The following is a 13,955-nucleotide window of genomic DNA, read 5'->3' on the forward strand; positions in this document are numbered from 1 at the left end:
TTTTATTTTTTAGGGTAATATACTTGTGGTGTAACGCTATGGGTTACAATTTCTCTCAGTTCATGAAGGTCGGCAATTTCTCCTTTTGCCATAGCTTGCGTCAGGATGTTTCCTATCGCGGTAGCTTCTACGGGACCGGCATATACGGGAATGCCGAGTTCGTTGGCTGTCAGTTGATTGAGCAGTTTATTCTGTGACCCTCCGCCAATAATATTGAGTTGGCGAATCGGAGAGGGGAGACAACGGTTCAGTTGTTCTACCGCTTGCCGGTATTTGAATGCTAATGATTGGAGTACACATCTGACGATTTCTGCTTTATTCTGGGGAATCTGAAGTTCGTGTTCCCTGCAATAATTGACCAGGGCGTTTTCCATATTTTCCGGGTTCATAAATGCTGTATCGTCTACTGGAATGATAGTGTCAATCTTTGCTTCGGTGGCTTGTGGAATGATGATGTCATAGCTTTGTTCTTCACCACGTGCTTTCCATTCGCTCATCAGACGTTGCAGAATCCATAATCCTGTGATATTTTGTAAGAACCGGATGCGTCCTCCTACGCCGCCTTCATTGGTGAACTGTGCTTGGCGCGCTTCCTCAGTCAATATAGGTTGGTCTACTTCCACTCCCAATAGCGACCAGGTGCCAGAGCTTAGAAAAGCGATGGGATATTCCGTGGCAGGAACGGCTGCTACAGCGCTGGCTGTGTCATGCGAACCTACTGCGATGACATCTACTGTACCCAATCCTGTTTCCCGTGCAATATCTTCTTTTAAGGTTCCTCTGATAGTTCCCGGTTGGATAATTTCTCCGAACAGATGTTCGGGAAGTCCCAAGGTCCGGATTGTTTCTTGTGACCAGTTCCGTTGTCTGGCATCAAGTAATTCGGAGGTAGAAGCAATACAATATTCATTATTGGCTACTCCGGTCAGGAAATAGCTGAAAAGGTCGGGCATGAATAAGAGTTGCCGGGCAAGTTCCAGCTGGGAATCTTGATTCAACTTCATGCTGTATAACTGGAACAGCGTGTTGATGGCCATCACTTGTATTCCGGTATCGGCGTAATGCTTTTTCTCGTCCAGAACTTTGAATACTTCAGCCGGCATTCCGTCTGTCCGTGCGTCCCGGTAGCAGACCGGATTTCCTAACAGGTTTCCGTGTTTGTCAATCAGTCCGAAGTCTACTCCCCAAGTGTCAATACCGATTCCTTTAACGTTATATCCTTTTTGTGCGGCTAGTTTTAATCCGGACTTCATGTCCTCAAAAAGCGCGGGGAAGTCCCAGTAGACATGATTTCCAAGTTTGACTTGGCGGTTGGGGAAACGGTGGACTTCTTCCAGTTCCAGCTTCCCGTGGAGAAGGAAGCCGGCGATAACCCGTCCGCTTCCTCCTCCAAAGTCTGCTGCTAAATATATGTTTTTATTGGTATCTTTCATGGTATGGTATGTACGGATACTATTTTGTTTTCTTTCCTAATACATAGATTTCCAAATCTTCAATTTCTGCTGGTGTCAATACAGAATAATCACCGCCAGACTGGACGATAATGCGGCAAGCCATTTCGAAGAAAGTAGCACGCTCATAGACTTGGTCGAAATCTTTTCCGCATACCACTTGTCCGTGGTTGGTCAATAAGACGGAATTGTGATTCAACATGGCTTCTACTACTGCTTTTGCCAGTTCGGGAGAACCCGGGCGATAGTAAGGGATTACAGGAATCTCAGCACCTACGTGGCAGGGGATTTCTGCCGTTACGTTGAAATTAACCGGCTTGTTTTTCATGCAGGAGATAGCTGTGGCGTATTCCGACTGGAAATGAAGAACGACATTGACGTCCGGACGTTCGCGGAGAATACCCAAGTGGAAAGTGCTTTCCATTGAAGGTTTTACACCGTTAGTCGGTGTTCCGCTGGCGATATTGCAGATGGAAACTTTTTCTTTATAAAGGGTAGGAACCCAGGAACCTGTGCCGGAAATCAGTGCTTCTTCACCAATTCGCCAGGAAAGATTTCCGCTACTGCAAAGCATTAGCTTTGCATCTCCGTAACGATGGGCTTGTTCAATAAACTGTTCGATATGTTCGTTGGTAATCATAATTGCAAAGATAAAAAAATTAGAATTAAGTGAGTCGAAATTATTTTTATTTAGGCATAAGAACAAAAGAACATAAGGTTTGCGCTGATAGAATCATCTATAGCCGTTTATCGAAGTTGTTTCCTCTTTTGTCCTTATGTTCTTTTGTCTGAATTGAAATTATTTGTAGATAGGACCGTAAGTCGTACAAGCTCTGTAATCCGCTCCTTCCTTATCCATGCCGAAAGCATTCCATGCAGCTGGACGGAAGATTTCGTTGTCTTCTACGTTGTGCATGCATACCGGGATGCGGAGCATGGAAGCGAGAGTGATTAAGTCTTGACCGATGTGCCCGTAGCTGATTGCTCCGTGATTAGCTCCCCAGTTATTCATTACTGAATATACATCTTTGAAAGCTGATTTGTCACACAAGCGGGGAACGAACCAAGTGGTAGGCCATGTCGGGTCTGTACGCATGTTCAGTTTCTGGTGGATTTCCGGGTCGATTTCAACGGTCCATCCTTCTGCGATTTGCAGGACAGGGCCGAGACCTTTAATCAGATTCAGACGCATCATAGTGACAGGCATACCGCCTTTTGACAGGAAGTTGGAAGAGAAACCACCGCCACGGAAATAGTCACGGTCTGCCGGATACCAGGTAGTTGCTTTCAGGCAGTTTTCTACGTCTGCGTCAGTCAGGTTCCATGGTTCTTTCATTACCGGATTGCCTTCTGTGTCAGATGATTGACCGGAGCCATCAAGAGTGGTTGCACCGGAGTTGATAAGGTGGATGATACCATTGGCTGCCAGACCTGTCAATTCTTTGCCTGTCACACGTTTTACGACTTCAGGGCTCCAGTAAGTACGTACATCGGAGAATATCTGCGCACGGTTGGTCAGCAGGTGTCCGAACAGCATAGCTACACCGTTGCAAGCATCGTTTTCAGTAGCTACAACGAATGCTTCGCGGATACCGTTCCAGTCGAAAGAAGTATTGAGCAGAGCTTCGGGGTAGTCACCGTTCGGATAGAAGTCTGTCCATTGGCGTTGTCCCTGGAAACCGGCTGCGATGGCATTGTGTCCCAAAGCTTCTTCTTTGAATCCCATCTCTTTCAGTTTGGGGTTGCCGGTCATCAAATCGCGCATGATAATCGTCATTTTCACGATAAATTCCCAGTCAGCATCTTTCTGTTCACGGCTTTTGCGCTTTTCAGGACGGTTCTTGAAGTCATCTCCCTCGTTTGCCTTGCAGTTTTTCTCTGTCCATGCCATTGCTTTCGCATATTCTTCGTGGTCGTAGATGCCTTCGTCCATACGTCGGATGATTTCTGTAAGGTCGATGGATTCGTTACGCATACCCAGATATTCCTGGAAGAAATCAGGGTTAACGATTGAACCGGCGATACCCATAGATACGCTACCCATAGACAAGTAAGATTTGCCTCTCATGGTAGCTACTGCCTGTGCGGCGCGTGCAAAACGAAGAATCTTTTCCGCTACATCTTCAGGAATGGTGTTGTCATCCAAATCCTGAACGTCATGTCCGTAGATGCCGAATGCAGGAAGACCTTTTTGTGCGTGTCCTGCCAATACGGCTGCCAAATATACAGCACCCGGACGTTCTGTTCCGTTGAATCCCCAAACGGCTTTCGGGTAATACGGGTTCATGTCCATCGTTTCAGCGCCATAGCACCAGCAGGAAGTGACAGTGATAGTAGAACCCACACCTTCTCTTTCGAATTTTTCGGCACAAGCCGCGCTTTCAGCCACACGACCGATAGTGCTGTCGGCAATAACACATTCTACAGGACTTCCGTCACCGTTTCTCAGGTTGCTGCTGATTAATTCGGCTACTGCTTTAGCCAAGTTCATTGTCTTTTCTTCGAGGCTTTCACGAACGCCACCCTGGCGACCGTCGATGGTGGGACGAATCCCGATTTTCGGATACTTTTTCATGGTTTCTTTTTAATTATATAGTTAATTAATATCTGTGCTGAACTGTGCTGATTTTGTGGCAAAAAAAAATTAGAGTGACTTTCGAAGCCTGACTTCAGTAGGCAGGTACTTCTGTATAGGCGTATCATTAAGGACGAAGTTTGCGGCTTCGTTCCCCATCATTTCCCAGTCGATACTCAATGAGGTGATTCCTTCATCAATGACTTCATAAGAAGGAATATCATTGTATGCCAGCAGACCGAAATCTTTTCCGCATTTCAGTCCTTCCAATCTTCCTTGTTTCACTGCCTTTACCACATCTTGTTGTTTGATGGCAATGTAGGCTGTTTCTTTTCGTACCACCAGATTTTCAATATCTTCCTGTATCTCATACAAGAATCCTTGCTCTTCGCAAAAACGGATAAAATAATCTTTGCTGCTTTGCGGGTGTTTCAGCCCTTTGGAGAACAGGAAAACAATTTGGCGGTACCTGCACATCCTTTCTTTCAGTGCAAGTAATGCCTGATAGAATGATTCGTCGAAGTCCTGACAGATATAAAAGTACTTCTCTTTTTCGAATTTACCGAAGTCAAGCAGTAACAGTCTGGCAGGATTAATCTTATTTAATGCCGTGCTGAATTTCTCATTATCGAAATTCATCACTATATATTTATTGTACTTTCCTATGGATTCACGGATGATGGTATTGAATAGTCGTTCGTTGTATTGATGGAACAACAAGTCTACCTTATAATTAATAGGCAGATGCTTGACGAAACTGTTGTATAATGCTTCTTTAAACGGGGTATATTGGTCGAGGAGCAGTAAAACATTTGTTACCTGACTCGTCACATAGTATCCTTTCCCGGGGGTAGAGTCAATCAGTCCCCGTTCGCGTAAATCAAGGAAGGCCTTGAATACCGTATCGCGCGATACCCCGTATTGTGCACTTAACTGATTAATAGAAGGCAAAGAATCTCCTTCAAGAAATTCTTTTCTGGAAATAGCCTGGCTAAGGTTGTCCGCCAACTGCGTGACCTTACTAGACTGCTGTCCGAATGTTGCTTTCTTATCAGTTCGTTTCATATTAGTTTTTATAAAAGATAACTGTGCTGAACTATGCTGACGCAAAGAAAGGCATTTTATTCTGAATGAAACTAATTATTTATTATGTTTTATAGCATAAAATGAAAAAATCCTCTCCAGCGAACTGGAGAGGATTTATAGCTTTTTCCTGATTTCTTATTCGGAATCTGCCGAAAATTATTCAGCAGCAGCTTCTGTTGCAGGAGCTTCTTCAGCCGGAGCTGCAGCTTCCTCTGCGGGTGCTTCAGCAGCAGCTTTTTCAGCAGCTTCAGCAGCTTTCTTTTCAGCGAGTGCTTTTGCTTTCACTTCGTTGATTTTCTTTTCTGCTTCCAGACGTGCTTTAGCTTCAGCTTTCTTAGCTTCGTCTTGTTTAGCCTTCAAAGCAGCCAGACCTGACTGTTTGTTGTTTTTCCAAGCTTCGAATTTAGCATCTGCTTCTGCTTCTCCGAATGCGCCTTTTGCTACACCGCCCATAAGATGTTTCTTCATGTAAACTCCTTCACGGGAAAGGATGTTACGTACAGTGTCGCTTGGTTGTGCACCTTTCAGTACCCATGCCAATGCAGCGTCGAAATTCAAATCTACTGTAGCAGGATTGGTGTTAGGGTTGTAAGTACCAATCTTCTCAATAAATTTACCATCACGTGGTGCTCTGCTGTCTGCAATTACAATTGAATAGAACGCGTAACTTTTACGTCCGTGTCTCTGCAATCTGATTCTAGTTGCCATTTTAAATAATTGTTTTTAATGATTGATTTGAATTATGCTATTATCTCGTAATAGCGGGCGCAAAGATACGGCTTTTCTTTTTGATTGACAAACATTTCGCTCCTTTTTTACGAATATCGTTTCGGATATCGGAACAGAATGGCGAGCAATGCGCAGGCTCCCATCGTAAAAGGATAATAGAGATTGCCGATGATACTGATAGGGGAGATATTGGCAAGTCCCGCTGCAATCAGCATCTGCGCTCCGTATGGGATAATCCCTTGTATCAAGCAGGAGAACGTGTCGAGGATACTGGCAGTTTTTCTCCGGTCGAGATGGAACTTTTGGGCGATATCCCTGGCTATCGGTCCTGTGGTGATGATGGCGATAGTGTTATTGGCGGTACACAGGTTGGCGATACTTACCAAGGCAGCGATGCTCAATTCTGCGCCCCGCTTGCCGTTGACGTGGCGGGTCAGTTTCCGGATAATAAAGTCAATGCCGCCGTTATAGCGGATGGTTTCCAGCATACCGCCTGCCAACAGGGTAATGATGATAAGTTCTCCCATTCCTGTTATTCCGGTTCCCATAGCTCCGAACCAGTCGAAGATTCCGAAGCTTCCGGTAGCGATGCCGATGATACCGGTCGTCAATATACCTATAATTAATACGAGCATTACATTCATGCCGGCAACGGCTGTTCCTAATACTATTATATATGGTATAACCTTTATCCATTCGATAGTCTCTATCTGGACGGGTGCGGTGATGGATAATCCTTGGAAGATATAAATACCCAATACGATGACGGCTGCCGGAACTACTATCATGGAGTTTACCCGGAATTTGTCACGCATCACACATTCCTGTGTTTTCGTTGAGGCGATGGTTGTATCTGAAATAAATGACAGGTTATCTCCGAAAAAAGAACCGCCGACCACGACAGCTACCATAAAAGGAAGGGCTATTTCTGTCTTTTCCGCCAGTCCGACAGCAACGGGGGTGAGGGCGACAATAGTGCCTACGCTGGTTCCGATGGACAGGGAGATGAAGCAGGCGGCGATAAATATTCCTGCCAGCAACAGGTTATCGGGAAGAATATGCAGCGTCAGGTTGACGGTCGCGTCGATGGCTCCCATCTGCTTGGCGCTCTGTGCGAAGGCTCCGGCAAGGATGAATATCCATATCATCAGGAGAATATTCTTATTGGCAGCTCCCACGGAGAACTGATAGATGCGTTGGTTCAGTTTCAATCCCTTGGTAATGGCGATGGCGTAGCAGGAAGAAATGAGGAAGGCAACCGTGATAGGTACTTTGTAGAAGTCGTTGACAAGGATAGAAGTCACGAGATAAAGGCATAAGAACACGAACAACGGACTTAGTGCCCACCAGCCCCCGGTACGGTCTTTATGTATTTTTTCTTCAGTCATATATTGATATTGTAGTTATTTTCAAGTTGCAAAGATAGTAAGGAAACACATAAGTACGATAAAAGGCTCGGAATTTCATCTTTTCTTTTTCCGTTTCATTTCCTTTTTTTCTGAATTTGACTTTTTAAGTCGTTGAATATTAGTGGAATATTCCCAGTATTTTTCCTTTAAAACCAACGGGCCGTTCCTTTAAAAGAAATGACCCGTTGCACACCGAGGATAGTGTCATTCCTTTTACAAGAATGCATTACTCCATAGACAGAATTAATAAAGCACTTGTTTATGTCTGTATTTTTTATATTATTTCTGCTTTCTTCTGCCTTACTTTAATGCTTCGACAACTTGCGGCAGCATTGTCCAAATGGTATTTTCATCTTGTGCGGTAAAAAAGTTGCCGTCTATTTCTGATTTTTCATCGGTGGCTGTTCCGTTTTGGATAGCTGGTTTGGCTAACGGGTGAACTGCTACTTTTTTATCTTTCGTTATACCTGTAAAGTCGAACATCATTGCTCCGGCGCAGTGACCAATCATTATTTTTCCCTTATCTCCGAAAGTTTTGATGACTTCCATCAAATCGATATTATAAGGTTTGTCCGCATTCTGCTGGAATACAGGTATAGCGTCTCCACAAGAGAAAACGAGTGCGTCAAATTCATCTTCGTTCCCTTTCAGACTGGCAATCACATCATCTGCTGTCAGGCTGATTCCTGAATTTGTTTTAATCTCTTTTGTATCCGATACGGCAAATACTTTATAGGAAATGCCATTTTCGAAAAACGCTTCCAGGTATTGGAATAATCCACAACCGTTTACCGGATTTACTGCTAAAACTGCTACTTTCTTTGCCATAATCATAATTATTAAGATGAAACAATAGTTATTTTTAGTAAGTTTATTACTTTTGTGATGCAAATGTATCTTTCTTTGTGGAGAAAAACAAGAACGTACCTCTGAATAAGGAAGTTACATGGAAGTAACTATTGCTGTAAGTCAATTGTATATAAAACGTTAAAAGATGAAAAACTTTCACCCGACAGGAAATTGTCCCGTAAGAGATGTACTCAGCCGCTTGGGAGACAAGTGGTCGATGCTGGTGCTTATTACTTTGAACGCAAACGGAACTATGCGTTTCAGTGATATTCATAAAACGATAGAAGATGTTTCTCAGAGAATGTTGACGGTAACTCTCCGTACGCTTGAATCCGACGGATTGGTGGAACGGAAAGTATATGCAGAAGTACCACCTCGTGTGGAATATAACTTGACGGAAACAGGCGGAACTCTGATTCCTCATATTGAAGGATTGGTAGGGTGGGCGCTGGAAAATATGAATACTATTTTAGAACATCGGCAAATACATGTATAGTATTTATTTCAAATATCAGGATAAGTTTCGTTAAAGTAGACTATGGTATTTTAGTTTTTTATATCTTTATGGCAAACTAGATAATATGGAGATAAAAAAAGTAATTTCAGATAAGAAAGAATTCCTCGAACTGTTACTCTTGGCTGATGAACAAGAGGATATGATAGACCGGTATTTGGAACGTGGCGATATGTTCGTTCTGTACGACAATGGGGTGAAAGCTGCTTGTGTGGTAACTTGTGAAGGGGAAGGCATTTATGAAATCAAGAATATTGCTACTGTTCCTTTTTTTCAACGTCAGGGATATGGGAGACGTTTAATTGAATTTCTATTCGAGTACTATCAGGACAAGTGTACTGAAATGTTGGTTGGAACGGGCGATGTACCTTCTGCCATATCTTTCTACGAATATTGCGGTTTCACAATTTCCCATCGTATAAAGAATTTCTTTACCGACAATTACGATCACCCGATTTATGAAGAAGGCAAGCTATTGACAGATATGGTATATTTGAAAAGGACCATTTAATGCTATTATAAAAAAGAGTTTTGAACTATCCGTATATTGATACAAAAAACTATTTCTGCATTTTTCGGGAATAGATTAAATGCTTTAAGTAAAATGTAAACAAAATAGGGCAATAATCGTTAGACTATTGCCCTATACCATATTTGTACTGATGCTAAAATATATCAGTTAAAATGTTATTTATGCATCTATTTTTCTTATATTATTCATGCTGTTTATTACTTTTCTTTCCTCAAAGATACAATATAAAAAGTCGTTTGTCAAGTGTTTCAGAAGAAAAGCGGGTTGTTCATGCGATAGCATTGATTTTATTTATAAATCATATACGGTTACAGCAATTCCCTTGGCTATGAGTTCTTCTTTAATGATTTCTTCGATAAGTTCCCACTTGCCACCAGCCAGTCCGCAACCGATGCGCGGCATATGCACACTCACTTCATGTTGCGTTGCAAACAGGGCAATTTCTTTCAAACATTGTCGGACTGCTTCATAACGGATAGGAGGGAGTCCTTTATTATTTTTATAAATACCCTTCTGTCCTATCATATTGGCAACATATATATCATCTGTTACCTTTACAAACTGCATAGCTCCCAAAGAGAAACCTTCTTGTGACCTGTACCATTGGCGATAGGCTTCTTCTGCAACCTTCCATTTCTTGGAAAGTGCTAATACAAATCCTTTTCCCCAACCGCCAATATCATTGCAGATGTGAGTGATAACTTTATTATTTGGAGCAATAGGAGATGTGGCATCTCCCTTTATATACATTATATCCATAGTTTTATTTTGAAAAGCTGATTATTCATTAAACCAATCTATTTTCTTTGAGAAATACATCACCATTGCCAGGATAATAAATAATCCCAAGCTGCCCGCCAACAGAGCAAAAGTCTCTAACTGGATAAGGACAAATATATAAAGATAGAGCACTCCCAATAACCCGGACATGATTAATGATGTTTTCTTTCTCTTGGTGATGCCGAACATATATCCACCTACTAATAAAATAGTCAGAGCGGCAGATAACAGATAGGCAGGGTTGAAGCCGATATGTTCGGAGAAGGAGAGGAGCAAACTATAAAATAGACAGAGTGCCAATCCCACTAACAAATACTGTAAAGCATGAATACGGGTTTTATTCATAATTTCAGTGAAGAAGATAACTCCGAATGTCAACAGGATAATCAGGATTGCATACTTTGCGGAACGCATGGATTGCTGATACTGCTCTACCGGAATCTTGAAGTTAACACCGAAACTGGAATTATCTATATTTTTAATATTAGAATTGGTATAGTCAATCATTACTTGTGAATAATTCCGGTTCAAGTTTAGGACTTGCCATTGTGCCGAAAATTCTTTTTCGGTAATATCCCGGTTATTGGGTAAATAGCTTCCTGTAAAGCTTGGTGTGTTCCAATTGGCTTTCAAGTCGACGCGGGTTGTTTTACCCAGTGGGATGAAGTTAATGGATTGCGAGCCTTTCAGTTTGATTTTTACTTCGTAAGGCAGTTTCTTGTTGTTCTTCAGTTCTGATAAATCAGCAATGGCGTGTACGCCCGTATTATCAATCCCTCTGTTATCCATTCCCGGCTCAAATACATAGACAGAATCTCCGAGGGTGATACTAATCTGTTCGCTGATACCACGCATGTCGGTCAGATTTAAACAGATAGCGGCTCTGTCGAATTGCAGTTGCTCCATGTCTATTCTACTCTTTATCAGTTCTTCCGAGCTGAAAGAACCTTTTAGAATCAGTTCCGATTGATACACATTGACTTCATAGAGACTTCTTTTCAGGATTTCGGTCTTTAGTTGCCCGTTAATCAAAAGCTCGTCGGGAAAAAGTATCAGGTCTTTGATTGACACTTTCTTTTCTCCGTTGTCCTCTGTAACCACCGGGTATTGGATATTCAGATAAGGGCCGTTGACGGTCTGTGCGAGACTCCATTTCTCGCTTACCTCATTGATTGCTTCTTCCTGCGTGCGTCCCCGTTCGGAAATAAGATTTTCAATCATGAATATAGGAATTATCAGAAGAAGGATTAATCCTCCGATGATGACCACTTTGATTGTTTTGGAGAAACGGTGAAGGCATCCCATAGGTTGCTGTGCTTGTTGCTCGTTTGAATTTTCATTGAAACCGTCCATAAGCTGATAGTGTTTAGATGAATGAATTATTTTGATTTTAGAAATTGCTCCAGAGCTTCAATATGAGATTTGAAAGCTTCCCTGCCTTGCGAAGTCGCTTGAAAGGCAGTTCGCGGCTTTCGTCCGACAAAACTTTTGTTGCATGCGATATATCCCAGTTCTTCCAGGGCACGGGTATGACTGGCAAGGTTACCGTCGGTCAATGCGAGCTGCTCTTTCAGAAAATTGAAATCAGCTTCCTCATTAACCATCAGAACAGCCATGATACCCAGTCGTACCTTGCTTTCGAATGCTTTATTAATATATTGGAATGATTCTATCATTTATGATTTCTTTCTTTCGTAATGTAAATAGAACAATATGCCATAGAGGATATGGAAACCACCGAAACCTATCGTCCAGAACAGAAGTGAATGACCCGCCCAGAAACAGTCGACAGTGCCCAGGCAAATGAAAGCATATCCCAGCCATGCCACGCTAGAATAGGTAAACTTGGATACATTGACCAAAGCCAGTCCGTAGAATAGAAGCATGACGGATGCCAGAATATCATAATACTCGTGCATCAGGATAGAAATACATACAATACCGCCTGCCAGCATCGGAAGCGAAAAATTCCATAATGCCCGATAGGTGAGCCGGCTGAAAAACTTCTGTCCTGTCTTTTTGGATTTACAGTAGGACAGGATACCGGCAGTAACGGCTGCGGCTGCCAGTACCGACAAGGCTATTATAGCCATTAATTCCAAAGTGACGATTAAATGCGTCTCCGGCGTGATAACCAGTGTCGCGATGTATGCGCCAGCCAATGCGTAAATGCCTGCCAGGATTGCGGCAAGCCCACTAACAGAGATAAACTTTGAGGACTTTTCCATCAATTCTTTTATCTCATTTACCGATTCTAATGCTTTATCTTTATTCATATAAAAAGTACTTTGTAGTGCAAAGTAAAATAAAACATTTAAGATGAACAAGATTTTATCTGATTATTTCAATAAATTAGGTTTAAAAAAGAAGTTGCATAGATATATCTCTCTATCCGGCTGCATTGGAATAGGCATAAATCAAAAAAAATTGCTATCCCGTTCAACTTGTCATTGAATGAGGGATAGCAACTCGTATTATAATTCTAACAATATATTCTTTTTATCAGAATACGGAATAAGAGGCGATTTACAAAGTTACTCCTGTCTTGAAGATGGCAATTTCGCGATAACCTTTCTTTTCGTTATTAACGAACTCGCCGCTTGCCACTTTGATAACGTAATTAATGAAGCGCTCGCAAGTCTTCTCCATCGGTTCGTTTTCTACGATGACGCCTGCATTGAAGTCAATCCATCCCGGTTTGTTCTTAGCCAAAGTCGAGTTAGTGGAAATTTTCATTGTCGGGACAAAAGTGCCGAATGGCGTTCCACGTCCAGTTGTGAAAAGTACCATATGGCATCCGCTTGCCGCAAGGGTGGTGGCTGCCACCAGGTCGTTGCCTGGAGCAGAAAGTAGGTTAAGTCCCTTCTTCTGCAAACGTTCGCCGTAAGGCATCACGCCGGATACATAACTCTTTCCGCATTTCTGCGTACATCCCAACGCTTTTTCTTCCAATGTAGAGATACCACCGGCTTTGTTTCCCGGAGACGGGTTTTCACCGACAGGTTCTCCGTGTGACAGGAAATATTCTTTGAAATCATTAATCAGATGTACAGTCTGCTCGAACAAATCTTTGTTTTCGCAACGGTTCATCAAGATAGTCTCTGCGCCGAACATTTCCGGTACTTCGGTCAGTACGCTTGTACCCCCTTGTGCAATCAGGAAATCGGAGAACATACCCAGCAACGGGTTTGCCGTAATACCGGAGAAACCGTCGGAACCACCGCATTTCAAACCTACACGGAGTTCGGACAAAGGAACATCGGTACGTTCGTCTTTGGATGCTTTCGCATACAAATCGCGCAGGATTTTCATTCCTTCCTCGTATTCGTCACCCACTTTCTGAGTTACCATGAACTTCACGCGCTCTTCATCAAACTCGCCTAAAAATTCGCGGAATACGTCCGGTTGGTTATTTTCGCATCCCAAACCTACTACCAATACTGCGCCTGCATTGGGATGAAGTACCATGTCGCGAAGAATCTTCTTCGTATTTTCATGGTCGTCGCCAAGTTGTGAACAGCCGTAGTTGTGCGGGAAAGCGACGATGGCATCCACACCTTTACCTTCAGTCTCGCGACGCAATCCTTCAGCCAATTGGCCGATGATACCGTTCACGCAACCTACGGTCGGGATAATCCATATTTCGTTTCTTACGCCTACGTCACCGTTTTTGCGACGATACCCTTTGAAAGTAAGGTCTTTGCGGGCAATATCCAAAGAAACCTGAATAGGGTTGTAGGTATATTCCAGTAATCCGGCGAGGTTGGTCTTGATATTTGTTTCATTCATCCAGTCGCCCTGCTGTTTAGCTATTCGGGCATGTCCGATAGGGTAACCGTACTTGATTACATTCTCGCCTTCTGCAAAATTCTTCAATGCGAATTTGTGTCCGGCGGGAATGTCTTCGTTCAATGTAATCTCAATGCCATCTACAGAAAGATGCTCTCCTGCCGGGAGGTTGACAATGGCAACGGCTACGTTGTCGGCAGGATTAATTCTTAAATACTTTGTTTCCATGTAATGTACTTGT

Annotated in this window: 14 protein-coding genes; 2 read left to right on the forward strand and 12 right to left on the reverse strand. The window is 42.8% G+C overall.

Annotated features, from left to right (window positions below; genetic code table 11):
• Window positions 1–2: 2 nt before the first annotated feature.
• The 7 genes from CLIN57ABFB40_RS04430 to CLIN57ABFB40_RS04460 form a co-directional block, all read right to left on the reverse strand.
• Entirely contained in the window at window positions 3–1,433 is a 1,431-nt protein-coding gene (locus CLIN57ABFB40_RS04430; RefSeq protein ID WP_175629052.1) for a rhamnulokinase, read from the reverse strand.
• Window positions 1,434–1,452: 19 nt separating this feature from the next.
• Entirely contained in the window at window positions 1,453–2,091 is a 639-nt protein-coding gene (locus CLIN57ABFB40_RS04435) for a class II aldolase/adducin family protein (protein WP_175629053.1), read from the reverse strand.
• A gap of 159 nt (window positions 2,092–2,250) precedes the next feature.
• A complete protein-coding gene (gene fucI, locus CLIN57ABFB40_RS04440; RefSeq protein ID WP_175629054.1) occupies window positions 2,251–4,026 on the reverse strand; it encodes an L-fucose isomerase in 1,776 nt (591 codons plus the stop codon).
• A gap of 69 nt (window positions 4,027–4,095) precedes the next feature.
• Window positions 4,096–5,091, reverse strand: coding sequence for a GntR family transcriptional regulator (locus CLIN57ABFB40_RS04445; RefSeq protein WP_175629055.1), 996 nt, complete (start codon window positions 5,089–5,091; stop codon window positions 4,096–4,098).
• A gap of 177 nt (window positions 5,092–5,268) precedes the next feature.
• On the reverse strand, window positions 5,269–5,820 hold the full coding sequence (locus CLIN57ABFB40_RS04450) for a 30S ribosomal protein S16 (protein WP_175629056.1): 552 nt from the start codon (window positions 5,818–5,820) through the stop codon (window positions 5,269–5,271).
• A 107-nt stretch (window positions 5,821–5,927) separates the two neighbouring features.
• On the reverse strand, window positions 5,928–7,229 hold the full coding sequence (locus tag CLIN57ABFB40_RS04455; protein ID WP_175629057.1) for a Na+/H+ antiporter NhaC family protein: 1,302 nt from the start codon (window positions 7,227–7,229) through the stop codon (window positions 5,928–5,930).
• Between the two features lie 321 nt (window positions 7,230–7,550).
• Complete coding sequence (locus tag CLIN57ABFB40_RS04460; protein WP_175629058.1) at window positions 7,551–8,078, reverse strand: DJ-1/PfpI family protein; 528 nt, start codon at window positions 8,076–8,078, stop codon at window positions 7,551–7,553.
• Between the two features lie 166 nt (window positions 8,079–8,244).
• Here CLIN57ABFB40_RS04460 and CLIN57ABFB40_RS04465 point away from each other — a divergent pair, with 166 nt between their 5' ends.
• The gene (locus CLIN57ABFB40_RS04465) at window positions 8,245–8,595 is read left to right on the forward strand and encodes a winged helix-turn-helix transcriptional regulator (RefSeq protein WP_167965871.1); all 351 of its coding nucleotides are present in this window, start codon (window positions 8,245–8,247) and stop codon (window positions 8,593–8,595) included.
• A gap of 85 nt (window positions 8,596–8,680) precedes the next feature.
• Window positions 8,681–9,124: a GNAT family N-acetyltransferase gene (locus CLIN57ABFB40_RS04470; RefSeq protein ID WP_175629059.1), complete on the forward strand. Its 444-nt coding sequence runs from the start codon at window positions 8,681–8,683 to the stop codon at window positions 9,122–9,124.
• 312 nt (window positions 9,125–9,436) lie between these two features.
• Here CLIN57ABFB40_RS04470 and CLIN57ABFB40_RS04475 read toward each other — a convergent pair whose 3' ends face one another.
• The 5 genes from CLIN57ABFB40_RS04475 to CLIN57ABFB40_RS04495 all read right to left on the reverse strand — a co-directional run bounded on the left by CLIN57ABFB40_RS04475 (window position 9,437) and on the right by CLIN57ABFB40_RS04495 (window position 13,942).
• Window positions 9,437–9,904, reverse strand: a complete 468-nt coding sequence (locus CLIN57ABFB40_RS04475; protein ID WP_175629060.1) for a macro domain-containing protein — start codon at window positions 9,902–9,904, stop codon at window positions 9,437–9,439.
• Window positions 9,905–9,925: 21 nt separating this feature from the next.
• The gene (gene creD, locus CLIN57ABFB40_RS04480; RefSeq protein ID WP_175629061.1) at window positions 9,926–11,278 is read right to left on the reverse strand and encodes a cell envelope integrity protein CreD; all 1,353 of its coding nucleotides are present in this window, start codon (window positions 11,276–11,278) and stop codon (window positions 9,926–9,928) included.
• 26 nt (window positions 11,279–11,304) lie between these two features.
• Window positions 11,305–11,601: a winged helix-turn-helix domain-containing protein gene (locus CLIN57ABFB40_RS04485; RefSeq protein WP_175629062.1), complete on the reverse strand. Its 297-nt coding sequence runs from the start codon at window positions 11,599–11,601 to the stop codon at window positions 11,305–11,307.
• On the reverse strand, window positions 11,602–12,201 hold the full coding sequence (locus CLIN57ABFB40_RS04490) for a hypothetical protein (RefSeq protein WP_175629063.1): 600 nt from the start codon (window positions 12,199–12,201) through the stop codon (window positions 11,602–11,604). It abuts the gene before it with no gap.
• 250 nt (window positions 12,202–12,451) lie between these two features.
• Entirely contained in the window at window positions 12,452–13,942 is a 1,491-nt protein-coding gene (locus CLIN57ABFB40_RS04495; RefSeq protein WP_175629064.1) for a UxaA family hydrolase, read from the reverse strand.
• Between the last annotated feature and the right edge of the window lie 13 nt (window positions 13,943–13,955).

Source organism: Bacteroides acidifaciens, from assembly GCF_903181435.1.
GTDB lineage: Bacteria > Bacteroidota > Bacteroidia > Bacteroidales > Bacteroidaceae > Bacteroides.